This window comes from Streptomyces sp. NPDC044063 (genome assembly GCF_056434285.1).
Genome location: NZ_JBWKFM010000017.1, coordinates 79301 through 97717 on the forward strand (window position 1 = coordinate 79301; position 18417 = coordinate 97717).

14 protein-coding genes are annotated in these 18417 nt (G+C 74.0%); 9 read left to right on the forward strand and 5 right to left on the reverse strand.

The genetic code is table 11. The features are described from left to right. Positions 1-22: 22 nt before the first annotated feature. The gene (locus AC07BS_RS21555; RefSeq protein ID WP_478933843.1) at positions 23-742 is read right to left on the reverse strand and encodes a glycerophosphodiester phosphodiesterase; all 720 of its coding nucleotides are present in this window, start codon (positions 740-742) and stop codon (positions 23-25) included. 27 nt (positions 743-769) lie between these two features. After that, positions 770-1792 (reverse strand): adenosine deaminase, encoded by a 1023-nt coding sequence (locus AC07BS_RS21560; RefSeq protein ID WP_478933845.1) that lies wholly within the window; start codon positions 1790-1792, stop codon positions 770-772. 108 nt (positions 1793-1900) lie between these two features. Here AC07BS_RS21560 and AC07BS_RS21565 point away from each other — a divergent pair, with 108 nt between their 5' ends. Further along, the gene (locus tag AC07BS_RS21565) at positions 1901-2824 is read left to right on the forward strand and encodes a DUF4190 domain-containing protein (protein WP_478933847.1); all 924 of its coding nucleotides are present in this window, start codon (positions 1901-1903) and stop codon (positions 2822-2824) included. Here the strand turns inward: AC07BS_RS21565 and AC07BS_RS21570 are convergent. Beyond that, positions 2758-3381, reverse strand: coding sequence for an NADAR family protein (locus AC07BS_RS21570; RefSeq protein WP_478650284.1), 624 nt, complete (start codon positions 3379-3381; stop codon positions 2758-2760). The genes AC07BS_RS21565 and AC07BS_RS21570 overlap by 67 nt on opposite strands. 357 nt (positions 3382-3738) lie before the next feature. On the opposite strand from AC07BS_RS21570, the gene AC07BS_RS21575 reads away from it, so the two are divergent. The 4 genes from AC07BS_RS21575 to AC07BS_RS21590 are packed head-to-tail and all read left to right on the forward strand — an operon-like array spanning position 3739 to position 8076. Further along, positions 3739-4905, forward strand: coding sequence for an ABC transporter ATP-binding protein (locus AC07BS_RS21575; protein ID WP_478650286.1), 1167 nt, complete (start codon positions 3739-3741; stop codon positions 4903-4905). Continuing rightward, on the forward strand, positions 4902-5843 hold the full coding sequence (locus AC07BS_RS21580; RefSeq protein ID WP_478933850.1) for an ABC transporter permease: 942 nt from the start codon (positions 4902-4904) through the stop codon (positions 5841-5843). The genes AC07BS_RS21575 and AC07BS_RS21580 overlap by 4 nt, the downstream gene beginning before the upstream one ends. Continuing rightward, the gene (locus AC07BS_RS21585) at positions 5840-6658 is read left to right on the forward strand and encodes an ABC transporter permease (protein WP_478933852.1); all 819 of its coding nucleotides are present in this window, start codon (positions 5840-5842) and stop codon (positions 6656-6658) included. Before AC07BS_RS21580 ends, AC07BS_RS21585 begins: the two co-directional genes overlap by 4 nt. Positions 6659-6663: 5 nt before the next feature. Next, a complete protein-coding gene (locus tag AC07BS_RS21590) occupies positions 6664-8076 on the forward strand; it encodes an NAD(P)/FAD-dependent oxidoreductase (protein ID WP_478933854.1) in 1413 nt (470 codons plus the stop codon). Here the strand turns inward: AC07BS_RS21590 and AC07BS_RS21595 are convergent. Then, positions 8036-8626 carry a phosphatase PAP2 family protein gene (locus tag AC07BS_RS21595; protein ID WP_478650294.1) on the reverse strand — a complete coding sequence of 197 codons (591 nt, stop codon included), beginning with the start codon at positions 8624-8626 and terminating at the stop codon, positions 8036-8038. The two genes, AC07BS_RS21590 and AC07BS_RS21595, sit on opposite strands and share 41 nt — an antisense overlap. Positions 8627-8974: 348 nt before the next feature. Beyond that, the gene (gene gabT, locus AC07BS_RS21600) at positions 8975-10327 is read right to left on the reverse strand and encodes a 4-aminobutyrate--2-oxoglutarate transaminase (RefSeq protein ID WP_478650296.1); all 1353 of its coding nucleotides are present in this window, start codon (positions 10325-10327) and stop codon (positions 8975-8977) included. A 277-nt stretch (positions 10328-10604) separates the two neighbouring features. Between gabT and AC07BS_RS21605 the strand changes: the two genes are divergently transcribed. The 4 genes from AC07BS_RS21605 to AC07BS_RS21620 all read left to right on the forward strand — a co-directional run bounded on the left by AC07BS_RS21605 (position 10605) and on the right by AC07BS_RS21620 (position 18410). Beyond that, positions 10605-13007, forward strand: a complete 2403-nt coding sequence (locus AC07BS_RS21605) for an ATP/GTP-binding protein (protein WP_478650298.1) — start codon at positions 10605-10607, stop codon at positions 13005-13007. A 114-nt stretch (positions 13008-13121) separates the two neighbouring features. Then, positions 13122-14705 carry a PucR family transcriptional regulator gene (locus tag AC07BS_RS21610; protein ID WP_478933857.1) on the forward strand — a complete coding sequence of 528 codons (1584 nt, stop codon included), beginning with the start codon at positions 13122-13124 and terminating at the stop codon, positions 14703-14705. Positions 14706-14845: 140 nt separating this feature from the next. Then, positions 14846-16291 carry an aldehyde dehydrogenase family protein gene (locus tag AC07BS_RS21615; protein WP_478933859.1) on the forward strand — a complete coding sequence of 482 codons (1446 nt, stop codon included), beginning with the start codon at positions 14846-14848 and terminating at the stop codon, positions 16289-16291. Positions 16292-16457: 166 nt separating this feature from the next. Next, positions 16458-18410 carry an acyl-CoA dehydrogenase family protein gene (locus AC07BS_RS21620; RefSeq protein WP_478650304.1) on the forward strand — a complete coding sequence of 651 codons (1953 nt, stop codon included), beginning with the start codon at positions 16458-16460 and terminating at the stop codon, positions 18408-18410. Positions 18411-18417: the final 7 nt, after the last annotated feature.

The window sequence follows — 18417 nt, forward strand, 5'->3', positions numbered from 1 at the left end:
GGTCTGCCGGCCGGCCGCTCCGTCAGCCCGCCGCCGGCAGCAGGGTGCGCAGCGCGCCGATCCGGTTGGTGGTGATCGAGTCGACGCCCGCGCCCAGCAGCCGCCGCATGGTGCGCCGGGTGTCGGCGGTCCAGGCGGAGACCAGCAGCCCGGCGGCGTGGTCGCGGGCGACCAGCTCCGGTGTCACCAGCCCGAAGCGGTAGTTGAGCCAGCGCGGGCGTACCTCGGCCAGCAGCGCCGGGCGCGGCCGCGCGAGCGTCGTCCAGGTCAGCGCGATCTCCGCGTCCGGGTCGGCCCGCCGCACGGCGAGCATGGACGCCGGGCCGCCGCAGTAGTACACCCGCTCCGCCGCCCCGGCCGCGCGCACCTCGGCGACGGCCGCGGCCGCGGCGGACGCCTCCGGCAGATCGACGAACAGCCGCCCGGAGGCGGCCGCCAGATCACCGGTCACGCCCGCGAGGGTCTCGGCGAGCGTGGGCACCCCGCCGCCGGTCAGCTCGCGCAGCGCGGCGGCCGTCACCGACGCCAGGGCCCGCTCCTGCCGCCACAGCCGTTCCAGCGTGGCGTCGTGCAGCAGCACGGGCACGCCGTCGCGCGTCAGCCGGATGTCGATCTCCACCGCGCCCGCCCCGGCCCGCAGCGCGGAGCGGATCGAGGGCAGGGTGTTCTCGCGGTGCACATAGGGATCGCCGCGGTGGGCGACGGCGGTGACCGCGGCGAACGCGGTGTCCGGGGAGACCATGCGCACCATTGTGGCGGCGGTGCCCGCTCAGGGACGCCAGGTGGCCGTGTACGCGTCGATCTCGGCGGTCACCGCGGCCTTGCCGGCGGCGTCCATGAACGACGCCTCCACCGCGTTCTTCGCCAGCGCGGCCACGCCGCGCTCGTCCAGCTCCAGCAGCCGGGCCGCCACCGCGTACTCGGTGTTGAGGTCCGTGCCGAACATGGGCGGGTCGTCGCTGTTGACGGTCACCAGGACGCCCGCCCGGACCATCTCCCGGATCGGGTGCCGCTCCAGGTCCGTGACGGCCCGGGTGGCGAGGTTGGAGGTGGGGCAGACCTCCAGCGGGATGCGGTGCTCGGCCAGGTGGGCCAGCAGTCGCGGGTCCTGGGTCGCGCTGGTGCCGTGGCCGATGCGCTCGGCGCGCAGGTGGGTCAGGGCGTCCCAGATCGTCTGCGGGCCGGTCGTCTCGCCGGCGTGCGGGACGCTGCGCAGCCCGGCGGCGATCGCCCGGTCGAAGTACGGCTTGAACTGCGGCCGGGGCACGCCGATCTCGGGGCCGCCGAGGCCGAACGAGACCAGCCCGTCCGGCTTGAGGTCGCAGGCGATGCGGGCCGTCTCCTCGGCCGCCTCCAGGCCGGCCTCGCCGGGGATGTCGAAGCACCAGCGCAGGGTCACGCCCAGCTCGGACTCGGCGGCCTTGCGGGCGTCCTCGATGGCCTCGACGAAGGCGACGTCCGGGATGCCGCGCTTGGTGGAGCTGTAGGGGGTGACGGTCAGCTCGGCGTAGCGGATGTTCTGCCGCGCCATGTCCCGCGCCACCTCGTAGGTGAGCAGCCGGACGTCCTCGGCGTCGCGGATCAGGTCGACGACGGAGAGGTAGACCTGGATGAAGTGGGCGAAGTCGCGGAAGGTGAAGAAGTCGGCGAGCGCCTCGGGGTCGGTGGGCACCGGCGAGTCCGGGTGCCGGGCGGCCAGTTCGGCGACGATCCGCGGGGAGGCCGAACCGACGTGGTGCACGTGCAACTCCGCCTTGGGGAGCCCCGCGATGAACGATTCGAGTCCGGACATGAGGTCTCCCAGGCTTCAGCGTGGACAGTGCACCGATCATCGTATGCGTGCGGGGTATCGGCCCCGTCCTCAGGCCTTAGCATGACGGAGTACCGACTGGGGAGGGCCATGTCCGAGAAGGACGACGCGCAGCCGGAGCCGCGGGACACCGGTCCCTGGGCCCCGCCCGAGCGGCGGGTGCCGCTCGACAAGCCCGAGCGTCCCACCACCGCCACCACCACGGCGCCGCCGATCGGGCCGGTCACCGCGCCGCCGTTCCCGCCCACCGCCGCCGTGCCGCGGCAGCCCGCGCCGCACCAGCCCCTGCCGCAGCAGGGTGTGCCGCGGCAGCCCGCGCCGCAGCAGGGCATGGTGCCGCCGGTGCCGCTCGCCCCCACGGGCCCGGGCACCCCGAGCGCCCAGCAGGGCCCCTACGGCCCGGGCGCCGCCTGGCAGCAGCAGTCCGTGCCGCAGCAGCAGCCGTACCCGTACCCGGCCGCGTCCGGCCCGTACCCGCCGTCCGGGCCCTACGCCCAGGCTCCCTACGGCCAGGCCGCGCCCGGCTACGGCCAGGGGCCCTACGGCGCGGGCGCCCCCGGCTGGCCGGGCGGCCCCGTGCCCGGCTACGGCCAGGGCTGGCCGGGGCCCGTGGCGATGCCCAACAACGGGATGGGCCTGGCCGCGATGGTGCTGGGCATCCTCGGCGTGGTCTTCGCGGTCAGCATGGTGCTCGGCGTCGTCTTCGGCGTCCTCGCGGTGGTCTTCGGAGTGATCGGGCGGGCGAAGGTCCGGCGCGGGGAGGCGAACAACGGCGGACAGTCGCTGGCGGGGGTGATCCTGGGCGGTGTGGCGCTCGTGCTGTCCGCGCTCATGATCGCGCTGGTGATCGCCCTCCCGGCGGACTCCGACGGCGGCGACGACCAGCCCGACGCCAACACCTACGACGCCCGCGTCGCCCAGGACGTCCGTACCGCCCACGACACCGCCTACGACGCCCGTATCGCCGCGCCCTCCGGGCCGGCGGGGCCGCTGGTCGTCTCCGCCAGACGCTGACGGGCCTCCATCAGCGCGAAGCCCAGCAGGTTCAGCCCGCGCCAGCGGGCCGGGTCCTGGGCGGCCTCGTCGTCGGCGGCCAGCCCGATGCCCCAGATCCGGTCCAGCGGGCTGGCCTCCACCAGCACCCGGGAACCCGTGCCGAGCAAATAGGCGCCCAGCTCCGGGTGCTGCCCGAACTTGTGGACGCTACCCGCCACGACCAGCTCGAAGCGGTGGCGGCGCCAGTGCTCCTCGTCGAAGCCGCGCACCGCGCGGCCGGCGTCCTTGGCCTGCTTGGGATGGCTCGCGTCGATGGCGCGGCCCTCGGCCTCCGCGTCGCCGAAGAGGCGCGCCTTGCCGGCCATCATCCAGTGCTCGGCCGTGGCGTAGACCGTCCCGTCCACCGTGAAGGGCGCCGGCCACCACTGGCTGAAGCAGCCTGCTCCGACACTGCCGTCGCGGCGCGGCCGGTGGCCCCAGAAGTGCACGTACTTCAGCCGCTCGCCGCGGGCCACGGCCGCCGTGAGATCCGCCACCGATCGCGGCCCGTCCGCCGTCGTGTGTGTTCCGGCCATGGCTCTTCCTCCCCCTGATGTCCCGCCGTCATTCTGCGCGGGGCCACTGACAGCGCTCCCGCCGCTCCGGGGGTGCACCGTCGTGTTTCCGCCGTTCGTGCACCGAATCCGTCGCTCAGTCAAAAACTAGCAACGGAATCCCTTGTTGCAAGTGGTTTGCTCTGCCAGGATCGGCAACCATCCCGGAGGGAGTTCCGGCGCGGGGCGCATCCGCCCGCGGCCCTGGACGTGCGCGCACGCGGACGGTGGAGGAGTGGCGCCATGGGACGACGGCACAGCCCGTACCGCACCACCCGTGGCCGTATGTCACTGTTATCTGCTGCTCTCAGTCCCCCCGAGCCCCCTGGACCCAGACCCATGACGGCAACCGCCACGACCCGCACCAGCGGCACCGACGTCCGCCTGACCGGCATCAGCAAGAGCTACGGCGCCTTCACCGCCGTGCATCCGCTCGACCTGTCCGTCCCGGCGGGCTCGTTCTTCGCCCTCCTCGGCGCCTCCGGCTGCGGCAAGACGACCACCCTGCGCATGATCGCCGGCCTGGAGGAGCCCAGCACGGGCACCGTCCGGCTCGGCGGCAGGGACGTCACCGGCCTGCCCCCGTACAAGCGGCCCGTCAACACGGTCTTCCAGAGCTACGCGCTCTTCCCGCACCTCGACATCCACGAGAACGTCGCCTTCGGCCTGCGCCGCCGGGGCGTGAAGTCCGTCAAGAAGCAGGTCGACGAGATGCTCGACCTCGTCCAGCTCGGCGACCTCGCCCGCCGCAAGCCCCAGCAGCTCTCCGGCGGCCAGCAGCAGCGTGTCGCCGTCGCCCGCGCGCTCATCAACCACCCCGACGTGCTCCTCCTCGACGAGCCGCTGGGCGCCCTCGACCTCAAGCTGCGCCGCCAGATGCAGCTGGAGCTCAAGCGCATCCAGACCGAGGTCGGCATCACCTTCATCCACGTCACCCACGACCAGGAGGAAGCCATGACCATGGCCGACACGGTCGCGGTCATGAACGCCGGCCGGGTCGAGCAGCTCGGCGCCCCCGCCGACCTCTACGAGACCCCGCGCACCACCTTCGTCGCCAACTTCCTGGGCACCTCCAACCTCATCACCGCCGACGTCCTCGGTACCGCGGGCGACGACATCCTGCTGCGCGCCGGTGATACCAAACTCACCCTGCCCTCGACACGATGTACAGCCACCGCCCGGGCGGGCGAGAAGCTCCTGATCGGGATACGGCCCGAGAAGATCAGCCTCACCCACGCCGACGACGCCGGCACCATCGCCGACGGCCGCAACCGCGTCACCGGCCGCATCGCCCAGTCCAGCTTCACCGGCGTCTCCACGCAGTACCTCGTGGACGCCTCCCTGGCCACCGGTCTGTCCGTCTACGAGCAGAACATCGAGCGCGACCCCCGCCTGGTCCCCGGGGCCGAGGTCGTCCTCCACTGGAACCCGGGCCACAGCTTCGGCCTGGACGCCGCGCAGAACGTCGAGGCGGGCACGGACGTGGAAGCCGAGGGCGCCGGATGATCGCGACCTCAGCACCCACCTCGGCCCCCACCACGGGCCCGGCCACCGACGAGCCCCCCGCCGCCTCCGGGCGCCGCCGCAGGGCCGTCCCCTACTGGCTTCTCCTCCCCGGCATCCTCTGGCTGCTGGTCTTCTTCGCCGCACCCCTCGTCTACCAGGCCTCCACGTCCCTCCAGACCGGCTCCCTGGAGGAGGGTTTCGAGGTCACCTGGCACTTCGCCACCTACACGGACGCCCTGCGCGAGTACTACCCGCAGTTCCTGCGCTCCGTCGGCTACGCCGCGACCGCCACGGTCCTCTGCCTGGTCCTCGGCTACCCGCTCGCCTACCTCATCGCGTTCCGCGCGGGCCGCTGGCGCAACCTCCTGATGGTCCTGGTCATCGCGCCGTTCTTCACCAGCTTCCTGATCCGCACCCTCGCCTGGAAGACGATCCTGTCCGACGGCGGTCCCGTCGTCTCCACGCTGAGCTCCCTCCACGTCCTCGGCCTCACCGACGCGCTCGGCGTGACGGAGGGCCACCGGGTGCTCGCCACCCCGCTCGCCGTCGTCTGCGGCCTGACCTACAACTTCCTGCCCTTCATGATCCTGCCGCTCTACACGTCGCTCGAGCGCATCGACGGCCGCCTCCACGAGGCCGCCGGCGACCTCTACGCCCGGCCGCTGACCGTCTTCCGCAGGGTCACCCTGCCGCTGTCCATGCCGGGCGTCGTGGCCGGCACCCTGCTGACCTTCATTCCCGCCGCCGGCGACTACATCAACGCCGAGCTGCTCGGCTCCACCGACCAGAAGATGATCGGCAACGTCATCCAGAGCCAGTTCCTGCGCGTCCTGGACTACCCGACCGCGGCCGCGCTGTCCTTCCTCCTCATGGCCGCCATCCTCGCCATGGTCACCGTCTACATCCGCCGCTCCGGGACGGAGGACGTCGTCCGATGAGCCGTCCGACCAACCCGCTGGCCCGCGCCGGGCGGCTGCTGCGCCGCAACCTCGTGGTGATCGCCGGCCTGGGCACCCTGGCCTACCTGCTGCTGCCCAACGTCATCGTCACCGTCTTCTCGTTCAACAAGCCCAACGGCCGCTTCAACTACGAGTGGCAGCGCTTCTCCACCGACGCCTGGACCGACCCCTGCGGCGTCGCCGACCTGTGCGGCTCGCTCTCGCTCAGCCTCTGGATCGCCCTGTGGGCCACCCTCGGGGCCACCGTCCTGGGCACGATGATCGCCTTCGCGCTCGCCCGCTACCGCTTCCGGGCCCGCTCCTCCGTCAGCACCCTGATCTTCCTGCCGATGGCCATGCCCGAGGTCGTCATGGCCGCCTCGCTGGCCACCCTCTTCCTCAACATGGGCGTCAGCTTCGGCTTCTGGACGATCCTCATCGCCCACATCACCTTCTGCCTGAGCTTCGTCGTCACCGCCGTCAAGGCCCGCGTGATGAGCATGGACCCGCGCCTCGAACAGGCCGCGCAGGACCTCTACGCCACCCCGGCGCAGACCTTCCGCAAGGTCACCCTGCCCATCGCCGCCCCCGGCATCGCCGCGGGCGCGCTGCTCTCCTTCGCCCTGTCCTTCGACGACTTCATCATCACCAACTTCAACTCGGGCTCGACCGTGACCTTCCCCATGTACGTCTGGGGGTCCGCCCAGCGCGGCACCCCCGTGCAGATCAATGTCATCGGAACGGCGATGTTCGCCATCGCCGTGGTGTGCGTCCTCGTCGGTCAGCTGGCCGGGAGACGACGACAAAGGAGCTGAGACCCATGGCGTCCGCTGCCATGACCCCTGTCCAAGCGCTTTCCGACGCCATCCCCCGCCCCTTCTGGCTCGACGACCCCGCCCGCCCCGGGGCCCGGCCCGCCCTCGTCGGCGACGAGCACTGCGACCTGCTCGTCGTCGGCGGGGGCTACTCCGGCCTCTGGACGGCCCTGAACGCCAAGGAACGCGACCCCTCCCGCGACGTGGTCCTCATCGAGGCCCAGGAGGCCGGCTGGGCCGCCTCCGGCCGCAACGGCGGCTTCTGCGCCGCCTCCCTCACCCACGGCTGGGCCAACGGCCACGCCCGCTGGCCCGCCGAACTCACCGCCCTGGAGCGGCTCGGCCGCCGCAACCTCGACGGCATCGAGGCCGCCGTCGCCCGCCACGGCATCGACTGCGACTTCGAGCGCACCGGCGAGATCGACGTCGCCACCGCCCCCCACCAGGCCCACGAGCTCCGGCAGGCCGCCGACGGGGCCGCCGCCCTCGGCGTCGCCGACCACACGTTCCTCGACCGTGAGGCCGTCCGCGCCGAGGTCGACTCCCCGACCTTCCTGGCCGGCCTGTGGAACCGCACCGGGGTGGCCATGCTCCACCCCGCCCGGCTCGCCTGGGGCCTCAAACGGGCCTGCCTCGCCCTCGGCGTCCGCGTCTACGAGCACACCCCCGCCACCGGCCTCTCCGCGCGCCGCGCCGGCCTTGCCGTCCGCACCCCCTACGGACGGGTCTTCGCCCGCCACGCCGCGCTCGGCACCAACGCCTTCCCCCCGCTGGTGCGGCGGCTGCGCCCGTACATCGCGCCCGTCTACGACTACGCCCTGATGACCGAGCCGCTCACCGCGGAGCAGCTGGCCTCCGTCGGCTGGCGGCGCCGGCAGGGCCTGAGCGACAGCGCCAACCACTTCCACTACTTCCGGCTGACCGCCGACAACCGCGTCCTGTGGGGCGGTTACGACATCGTCTACCGCTACGGCGGCGGCGTCCGGGCCGAGTACGACCACCACCCGGACACCTACCGGCGCCTCGCCGGGCACTTCTTCCGCTGCTTCCCCCAGCTCGAAGGCGTGCGCTTCTCCCACACCTGGGGCGGTGCCATCGACACCTGCTCGCGCTTCTCGGCCTTCTTCGGCACCGCGCACGGCGGCCGGGTGGCCTACGCGCTCGGCTTCACCGGGCTGGGCGTGGGGGCGAGCCGCTTCGGCGCTGACGTCATGCTCGACCTGCTGGCGGGGCGGCGCACCGAGCGCACGGCGCTGGAGATGGTCCGCAGCCGTCCGCTGCCGTTCCCGCCCGAGCCGGTGCGGTCGGTGGGCATCGGCATCACCCAGTGGGCCATGTCCCGCGCCGACGCCAACGGCGGCCGCCGCAACCTGTGGCTCAGGGCTTTGGACCGGGTCGGCCTCGGCTTCGACAGCTGACCGCGTACCAGGCAGCGCACAGCACGAGTCCCGCCAGGCACCACGCCCCGGCCACGTCCAGCGGCCAGTGGTAGCCGCGCCGCACCAGCCCGAGGCCCACCCCCGCGTTGAGCAGCACGCAGGCGGCGACGGCGAGCCGGGACCGGCCCCGGGTGAGCAGCAGCAGCGCCGCGCCGTAGGCGACGGCCGCGGTCGCGGCGTGTCCGGAGGGGAAGAAGCCATCGTGGCCGCCGCCCGCCATGGCGGGCGGGCCCGGCCGGGCGATCCAGGTCTTGAGCGGGACGACGAGCGCCGGCACGGCCGCCATCGCGAGCGCGGCGGCGGCCGGACGCCGCCAGTGGCGGTCGCGCACGGCGGCCACGGCGATCGCCGCGACGAGCACGGGCACCGCCACCACGGCGTTGCCCAGGTCGGCGAGGAACTCGGCGGGAGCGGTCGGCAGGGCGTACCGGCCGGCGGCGGCGCGGCCGAGGCGTTCGTCGAGGGCGCGCAGCGGTCCGTGCGCGGCGACCTGCCAGGTCGTCAGCGCGAGGAGGACGGCGCACAGCACCGGGACGAGAAGGAGGAGAGGGCCCCGCGGCGGGCGGCGGGACGTGGTCGGCGGCCCCGGAACAGGGGGGGAGGTTCCGAGGCCGCCGTGCCGGCCGGTGCGCCGCGCGCCCCGGGGGGTATGGGGCGGGCGGCCGTCCGATCGGTGAGGATGTCCGGAGCCGAAGGCTCCAGCGGTGTGCGCGAGGGCACGGCCGTTCCGGGACCGGGGAGGTTCCGGAGCGGCGTCGCCCGCAGTCCCCTGCGGGCGGGGTGGTGCGTTCATCTGAGGAAACCGTACGGCAGGTAAGGCGGCCCGGACAGCCGGATCACCCCTCTCCCACCCGCTCCGCACAGGTTCTTCACTCTGTTACAGACGCGCGAAGGCCGACTCGATGATGTCGAGACCCTCGTTGAGCAGGTCCTCGCCGATGACCAGCGGCGGCAGGAAGCGCAGGACGTTGCCGTAGGTGCCGCAGGTGAGGACGAGCACGCCCTCCGCGTGGCAGGCCTTGGCAAGGGCGCCGGCGGCCTCCGGGTTCGGCTCCTTGGTGGCCGGGTCCTTCACCAGCTCGATGGCGATCATGGCGCCGCGGCCACGGATGTCACCGATGACCGGGAACTTCTCCTGCATGGCGGCGAGGCGGCCCTTCATGACCTCCTCGATGCGCTTGGCCTTGGCGTTGAGGTCCAGCTCGCGCATGGTCTCGATGGCGCCCAGGGCACCGGCGCAGGCCACCGGGTTGCCGCCGTAGGTGCCGCCCAGGCCGCCGCCGTGCACGGAGTCCATCATCTCGGCGCGGCCGGTCACGGCCGCCAGCGGCAGACCGCCGGCGATGCCCTTCGCGGTGGTGATGAGGTCCGGGACGATGCCCTCGTCCTCACAGGCGAACCACTGGCCGGTGCGGCAGAAGCCGGACTGGATCTCGTCCGCGACGAAGACGATGCCGTTGTCGTTGGCGAACTTCACGATCGCCGGCAGGAAGCCCTTGGCCGGCTCGATGAAGCCGCCCTCGCCGAGCACCGGCTCGATGATGATCGCGGCGACGTTCTCGGCGCCGATCTGCTTGGTGATCTGGTCTATGGCCTGGGCGGCGGCCTCCGGGCCACAGTTCTCCGGGCCGGTCGGCCAGCGGTAGCCGTACGCCACCGGCACGCGGTAGACCTCGGGCGCGAACGGGCCGAAGCCGTGCTTGTACGGCATGTTCTTCGCCGTCAGCGCCATCGTGAGGTTGGTGCGGCCGTGGTAGCCGTGGTCGAAGACGACGACGGCCTGGCGCTTGGTGTACGAGCGGGCGATCTTGACCGCGTTCTCGACGGCCTCGGCACCCGAGTTGAACAGCGCGGACTTCTTGGCGTGGTCGCCCGGGGTCAGCTCGGCGAGCTGCTCGCAGACCTCCACGTAGCCCTCGTACGGGGTCACCATGAAGCAGGTGTGGGTGAAGTCGGCGAGCTGCGCGGAGGCGCGGCGCACCACGGCCTCGGCGCTGGCGCCGACCGAGGTCACGGCGATGCCGGAGCCGAAGTCGATCAGGGAGTTGCCGTCGACGTCCTCGATGACGCCGCCACCGGCGCGGGTCGTGAAGACGGGCAGCACGGAGCCCACGCCACCCGCGACCGCGGAGAGGCGGCGGGCCTGGAGCTCCAGCGACTTGGGGCCGGGGATCGCGGTGACGACGCGGCGCTCCTGGGGGAGGGCGGCGCCTCCGGACAGTTCGGTCATGAGGGGCTCCAGGGGGATGGACTCGGTCTTTACTCGGTCTTTTAGTCGCAGGCTAGGGGCGGGGACCGGGGACGGGCATGCTCCGATCGGGAGAAGTACGCCGGTCGCGTTGTCCGCGGCGGACATGGCGGGTGTCACGGGCCCCACGAAGTGATCATGCTCATGCTCCGGGCGTGGCGCCGCCGGGGACGCTGAACTCCCCGCCCCGCACCACTAGATTGGGCCGCGACGTCAACGCGTACGCGCACGACCGGCCGGTGGGGGCAAGAGGGCAGCGATGGCAACCGAGGACACGTACGGAGCATCCGACACGCGCGGCGACCGGCCGCTGCCGCCGCCCCGCCCGGCCCGGCCGCCCGGGCCGCCCGCCGAGAGCCCGTTCGTCGCCTGGCTGCGCACCCCGCGCCCGGACGCCCGGCCCGGCGTCTGGCGGCTGGGCCACCGGCCACGCGGACCCCGCCCGGCGGACACCGTGCCCTCGCGGCAGCTGATCGGCGGGGCGGTCATCGCGTTCCTCTGTGGATGGCTGCTGTGGTCCCTGCTGTGGAACGGCTACCTCGGCCCCTACTGGACCTGGCCGCTGCGCGCCATGTCCCCGTGGGACACCGACACCCAGGGCTGGCTGGCGGCCTCCTACGTCTACTACGCGCTGGTCTTCTGCGGGCTCGCCGTCCTCTTCGGCCGCATCGGCCGCTGGCCCGAGCTCTGGCACCGCTTCGTCACCCCCCTGCGGCACCGGGTCGGCGCGCGGCTGCCGCTGCCCGAGGCCCTCGTCCCCGCCCGCCCCGACCGGATCCCCACGCGCCCGCTGGCCGCCCGCGCGGCCCTCGCCCTGGCCGGCGTCGTCACGCTCTGGGAGCTGTGCTGGAACGGCGCCCTCGGCTCGGCCTGGCTCTGGCCGCTGCTGGAGTTCTCGCCCACCTCCTGGTACGAGCCCCGCACCTGGTTCTACGCCTCCTACACCTACTACGCGCTCGTCATCGCCCTGCTGCTGCTGGTGGGTGACAAGGTGGGCTGCTGGCGCGAGCTGTGGCGCCGCCGCACCCGGCCGGACGCGACCGCCCCCGCGACGTCCCGCCCGGGCACCGAGCGCGAGGCGCCCGAGGACCCGGCCGACTGGTCGCCGCTGCGCGCCGCCGGCGCCCACGACGCCGCCGACCGGCTGGCCGCCGACGCCCGGGCCGGGCTGATGAACGACGTCGACCACGCCCGTATCGAACGCGCCTGGGAATCGGTGCGCGCCCGCCCCGACCGGCTGGCCGCCTTCACCGACACCGTCCTGCGCCACGGCGCCGCCGCCTGCGCCCACCCATCGGGCGCCCGCGACCTGCCCGTCCGCGCCGCCCGTCACGACCTCGTCGCCCGCCAGGTCCGCATCGGCACCGCCGCCGACGACGAGCGCAACCCCTACGAGCACCGGGGCGCCGGCTGCGCCCTGGAGCCCGCGCTGCTCGGCACCTCCCTGCTCGCCGTCGGCCCCTCCGGCAGCGGCAAGACCAGCCGCCTCGTCCGGCCCGTCCTGGAGTCGCTGTGCCTCCAGGCGCTCGCCGGGCGGGCCGCCGTCGTGGCCGTGGGCGCGGCGGGCGCCGGGCTCGCCCCGGACGAGGCGTTCGACGTCGTCGTCGGCATCGGCCGCCCGGACTCCGCCTACGACCTGGATCTCTACGGCGGCACCGACGACCCCGACGAGGCCGCCGCCATCCTCGCCGAGGGCCTCGTCGGCGACCTCGCCGCCACCCTCCCCGGCGGCGACAGCCGGCGCGCCGCCACCGCCCTCGCCCAGCTCCTGGGCCCCTACCGGACCGCCCACGGCCGCTTCCCGTCCGTCCCCGAGCTGCGCGAGCTCCTCGACGGCTCGCCCGCCGCGCTCGCCGCCCTGCGCACCGCCCTCGCCGGGTCCGGCCACGACGCGCTGCTGCGCGAGCTGGACGCGCGGGAACGGCAGGCGGGGCGCCCCGGCGACGCCGGCCCGCTGCTCGCCGACCGGCTCGCCCTCCTCGACCGGCCCGCGTTCGCACGCTTCTTCGGCACCGCCGACCCCGGCCGCACCTTCTCGCTGCGCGCCCTGGAACACCCCCTGCGGGTCCGTATCGACCTGCCCGAACGCGGGCACGCGGAGGCGTCGCGGCTGCTGGCCCGCCTGGTGCTGGCCCAGTTCACCGAATGCGCCGCGGGCCGGGCGGACCGCTCGCTCTTCGCCTGCCTGGTGCTCGACGACGCCACCCACACCGTGACGGCGGAGGCCGTACGGGGCCTGGGCCGGCTGCGGTCGGCCAACGCGGGCGCCGTCCTGACCCTGCGCACCCTCGACGACGTGCCCGAGGCACTGCGCGGCACCCTGCTGGGCTCCGTCGGCTGTCGGATGGCCTTCTCCGGGGTGACGACGTGGGACGGGGCGCGGTTCGCCGAGGTGTGGGGCAAGGAGTGGGTGGAGGAGCGCGACGTCACCGACCGGCAGGTGATCGCCCACGAGCCGCTGACCCGCGCCCTCCACGTGCTGCGGCGCGTGGTGACGGGCCGCGCGGTCACCATGCAGTCGGTGACCGTCCGCACGGTGGAGCGCGAGCGCTGGTCCGCGTCCGAGCTCGCCCACCAGGTGCCCGCCGGGCACGCCGTGCTGTCGGTGAGCTCCGTCCGGGGCGGGAGCACGCCCCCCGTGCTGGTCGACCTGGAGCGCTGAGGGGGCCGCGGGGGAGCGCTCGTGTGCCCACGCAATGCTCCACTGAGGCAGAATCGGTCACAGCCGTTCATACGCGACGGCACTCCCCACCGCACCGCCCCGTCCGAAGGTGTCATGCCCCTCACGCTCGCCTCGCTGGTCCACCACTCCGCGCTCAAGCTCACCGTGCTCGCGGGGGAGGACCGGCTGGACACCCCGGTCCGCTGGGCCCACGTCAGTGAGCTCGCCGACCCCGTGCCGTGGATGGACGGCGGGGAACTGCTGCTCATCACGGCCATGAAGATCGACGCCGCGGACGACGAGGCCATGCGCCGCTACGTACGGCGGCTGGTGCGCGCCGGCGTCGTGGGCCTCGGCTTCGCGGTCGGCGTCAACTACGACGAGGTGCCCGGCGCGCTGGTCAGGGCGGCGGCCGACGAGGGGCTGCCGCTGCTGGAGGTGCCGCGCCGCACCCCGTTCCTCGCCATCACCAAGGCCGTCTCGGCGGCCATCGCCGCCGACCAGTACCGCGCCGTCACGGCCGGCTTCGAGGCCCAGCGCGAGCTGACCCGCGCCGCGCTCGCGCCCGAGGGCCCCACCGCGCTCCTCACCCGGCTCGCCGCCCACCTCGGCGGCTGGGCGGCCCTCTACGACGCGTCCGGCGCCGTCGTGGCCGCCGCGCCCGACTGGGCCGCGCGCCGTGCGGCACGGCTCGGCGACGACGTCGAGCGGCTGCGCGCCCGCCCCGCGCCCGCCAGCGCCGTCGTCGGCGCCGGCGAGGACGAGGAGGGCGGCGACCGCGTCGAACTCCAGTCCCTCGGCTCCGGCCGCCGCACCCGGGGCGTCCTCGCCGTCGGCACCGACGAACCGCTGGGCACCGCCGAGCGCTACGCCGTGCACTCCGCGGTCGCCCTGCTCACCCTCACCACCGAACGCTCGCGCGCCCTCCAGGACGCCGAGCAGCGGCTGGGCGCCGCCGTGCTGCGCATGCTGCTGGCCGGCGAACCGGACCACGCCCGCGCGGTGGCGGGGGAGCTCTACGGAGGCCTGCTGGACGAGCCCTTCCGCATCCTCGTGGCCGTGGCGGCCGAGCAGGACCCGCGGGGCGAGCTGGGCGTGCTCGCCGACACCGCCGAGACGGCGGCGTCCCGCGCGGCGGAGCCCGTCCTCATCGTGCCCGAGGGCGGCCGGGCGATCCTCCTCGCCCGCGACGGCGGCGCGGCGATCGAGGCCTGCGTCGCCCACGCCCGCGCCGAGGAGGCCCGGCGCTCCGCCGCCGGCGAACCCGCCGGCCCCGCGCCGATGGCCGTCGGCCTGTCCGCGCCCACCGGCCCGGCGGCCGCCGGCGCCGCCTTCCACCAGGCGGAGCAGGCCCTGTCGGTGGCCCGCCGGCGCGGCCGCGTCGTCGTAGGCCACGAGGAGGTCGCCGCCGGATCCGTCCTGCCGCTGCTCGCCGACGACGCCGTGCGCGCCTTCGCCGACGGGATGCTGCGGGCGCTGCGCGAGCACGACGCGACGGGCCGCGGCGACCTGGTCGCGTCGCTGCGGGCGTGGCTGGCCCGCCACGGTCAGTGGGACGCGGCCGCCGCCGACCTGGGGGTGCACCGGCACACGCTGCGCTACCGGATGCGACGCGTCGAGGAGATCCTCGGCCGCTCCCTCGACGATCCGGACGTCCGGATGGAACTGTGGCTGGCCCTGAAGGCGACGTCGGGCTGACGGCGGCCCGCCGGCCCGCCCACTTCGCCGTGGCGGCGCACCGCCGTCCCCGCCCGCTCCATCTCGGACAAGCGACCCGCGCGCTCCGCGCGCCTACGGTGAGGGGGCCCCAATCCGTCTGCACCCCCCGGAGGAACCCCGTGACCGCTCCCATCGCGTTCTGGCTGGCCGGCCGTGAGGCCACCGGCGAGGAGACCTTCGACGTCACGAACTCCTGGGACGGGCGTCTCGTCGGCACCGTGAGCGTGCCCACCGAGGCGCAGGTCGAGGAGGCCGTCGCCGCCGCCCACGCCGTGCGCGAGGAGTTCGCGGCCACGCCCGCGCACGTGCGCACCGCCGCCCTCGACCACATCGCCAAGCGGCTGGCCGAGCGCACCGAGGAGATCGCCCAGCTGATCTCCGCCGAGAACGGCAAGCCCATCAAGTGGGCCCGCGGCGAGGTCGGCCGTGCCGTCTCCGTCTTCCGCTGGGCGGCCGAGGAGGCCCGCCGCTTCAACGCCGGCGAGGCCCAGCGCCTGGACACCGACCCGGGCTCCACCGGCCGCCTGGCGCTGACCCGCAGGGTCCCGCGCGGCACGGTCCTCGGCATCGCGCCCTTCAACTTCCCGCTCAACCTGAGCGCGCACAAGGTCGCCCCGGCCATCGCCGTCGGCGCCCCGATCATCCTCAAGCCGGCCCCGGCGACCCCGATCTCCTCCCTGGTCCTGGGCGAGATCCTGGCCGAGACCGACCTGCCGGCCGGCTCCTGGAGCGTCCTGCCGGTGCCCAACGACCGCATGCCGGCCCTCGTCCAGGACGAGCGCCTGCCGGTCATCTCCTTCACCGGCTCCGGCCCGGTCGGCTGGTCGATCCTCGACTCCGCCCCGCGCAAGCACGTCACCCTGGAGCTGGGCGGCAACGGCGCGGCCGTCGTCCTCGCCGACTGGTCCTCCGAGGCGGACCTGGACTGGGCGGCGCAGCGCATCGCCACCTTCTCCAACTACCAGGGCGGTCAGTCCTGCATCTCCGTGCAGCGCGTCATCGCCGACGCCTCGCTCTACGAGCGACTGCTGCCGAAGATCGTCGCGGCCGTCGAGGCCCAGGTCACCGGTGACCCGTCGGACGCCTCCACCGACGTCGGCCCGCTGGTCAGCGAGGACGCCGCCAAGCGGGTGGAGTCCTGGGTCGACGAGGCCGTCGCGGCCGGCGCGAAGCTGCTCGCCGGTGGCAAGCGCGAGGGCGCGACCTACGCCCCGACCGTGCTGGCCGACGTCCCCGCCGGCGTCACCATCGCCTGCGAGGAGGTCTTCGGCCCGGTCCTGACCGTCACCAAGGTGGACGGCGAGGAGGCGGCGTTCGCGGCCGTCAACGACTCCCCGTACGGTCTCCAGGCCGGCGTCTTCACCCACGACCTGCAGACGGCTTTCCGCGCCCACCGCGCGCTGGAGGTCGGCGGCGTGGTCATCGGCGACGTGCCGTCCTACCGTGCCGACCAGATGCCGTACGGCGGCGCCAAGCAGTCCGGTGTGGGCCGCGAGGGCGTCCGCTGGGCGATGGACGACTACACCTACGAGCGCGTCCTGGTCCTGACCGGCCTGGCCCTCTGATCCGGTGATACGTCGGAGCGCCCCCGGGACCCGGTCCCGGGGGCGCTCCGCTTTCCGCCGCCGGGGGTCTGGTAGAGCCCGGACGGATCGGGTAGGTACATACGGATGAGTAGCACCGGTCGGTAGGCGACCGGGACGTGCCCCGACTCACACGGTGAGGTGCCCGATGACCGCACCATCCGTACGACCGGTCTCCGAGCGCGAAGCCCGCCAGGTCGCCGAGGCGGCCCGCGAGCAGGACTGGAAGAAGCCCAGCTTCGCCAAGGAGCTCTTCCTCGGCCGGTTCCGACTCGACCTGATCCATCCGCATCCGACCCCCGCGGCCGACGACGTCCGGCGCGGGGAGGAGTTCCTCGCCAGGCTCCGCGACTTCTGCGAGACGAGCGTCGACGGCGCCCGGATCGAGCGCGAGGCACGGATCCCGGACGAGACGGTCGAGGGCCTCCGGGAGCTCGGCGCCTTCGGCATGAAGATCGACGTCCGGTACGGCGGTCTCGGCCTCACCCAGGTGTACTACAACAAGGCGCTCGCCCTGGTGGGGTCCGCGAGCCCCGTCGTGGGCGCCCTGCTGTCGGCGCACCAGTCCATCGGCGTGCCGCAGCCGCTGAAGCTCTTCGGCACCCAGGAGCAGAAGGAGCGGTTCCTGCCGCGCTGCGCGCGCACGGACATCACCGCCTTCCTGCTCACCGAGCCGGACGTGGGCTCCGACCCGGCCCGGCTGGCCACGACCGCCGTGCCCGACGGCGACGACTACGTCCTCGACGGCGTGAAGCTGTGGACCACCAACGGCGTCGTCGCCGACCTGCTCGTCGTCATGGCCCGGGTGCCCCGGAGCGAGGGCCACAAGGGCGGCATCACCGCCTTCGTCGTCGAGGCCTCGGCCGAGGGCGTCACGGTCGAGAACCGCAACGCATTCATGGGCCTGCGCGGCATCGAGAACGGCGTCACCCGCTTCCACCAGGTCCGCGTCCCCGCCGCGAACCGCATCGGGCCCGAGGGCGCCGGCCTGAAGATCGCGCTGACCACCCTCAACACCGGCCGGCTCTCGATCCCCGCCATGTGCGTCTCCGGCGGCAAGTGGGCGCTGAAGATCGCCCGCGAGTGGTCCGGCGCGCGCGAGCAGTGGGGCAAGCCCATCGCCCGGCACGAGGCCGTCGGCGCCAAGATCTCCTTCATCGCCGCGACCACCTTCGCCCTGGAGGCGGTCCTGGAGCTCTCCGGCCAGATGGCGGACGAGGACCGCAACGACATCCGCATCGAGGCCGCGCTGGCCAAGCTCTACTCCAGCGAGATGGCCTGGCTGATGACCGACGAGCTGGTCCAGATCCGCGGCGGCCGGGGCTACGAGAGCGCCGCCTCGCTGGCCGCCCGCGGCGAGCGCGCCGTCCCGGCCGAGCAGATGCTGCGCGACTCGCGCATCAACCGCATCTTCGAGGGCTCGACCGAGATCATGCACCTGCTCATCGCCCGCGAGGCCGTCGACGCCCACCTCTCCGTCGCCGGCGACCTCATCGACCCCGAGAAGTCGCTGGGCGACAAGGCGCGCGCCGGCGCCCGCGCGGGCGGCTTCTACGCCCGCTGGCTGCCCAAGCTGATGACGGGCCCCGGGCAGCTGCCCCGCACCTACGCCGAGTTCCACCCGGCCGGCCACCGCGACCTCTCCGGCCACCTGCGCTACGTCGAGCGCTCCTCCCGCAAGCTGGCCCGCTCGACCTTCTACGCCATGTCCCGCTGGCAGGGCCGCATGGAGACCAAGCAGGGCTTCCTCGGCCGCATCGTCGACATCGGCGCCGAGCTCTTCGCCATGAGCGCGGCCTGCGTGCGCGCCGAGCACCTGCGGGTCCGCGGCGACCACGGCAGCGAGGCCTACCAGCTGGCCGACGCCTTCTGCCGGCAGTCCCGCATCCGCGTGGAGGAGCTCTTCGGACGGCTGTGGAGCAACACCGACGAGCTCGACCGCAAGGTCGTCTCCGGTGTGCTGTCCGGCGCCTACACCTGGCTGGAGAGCGGCATCGTCGACCCCAGCGGCGACGGCCCCTGGATCGCGGAGGCCGCCCCCGGCCCGTCCAAGGCCGAGAACGTCCACCGCCCCGTCCACCGGACCACCCCGGCCCCGTAGGAGCCCC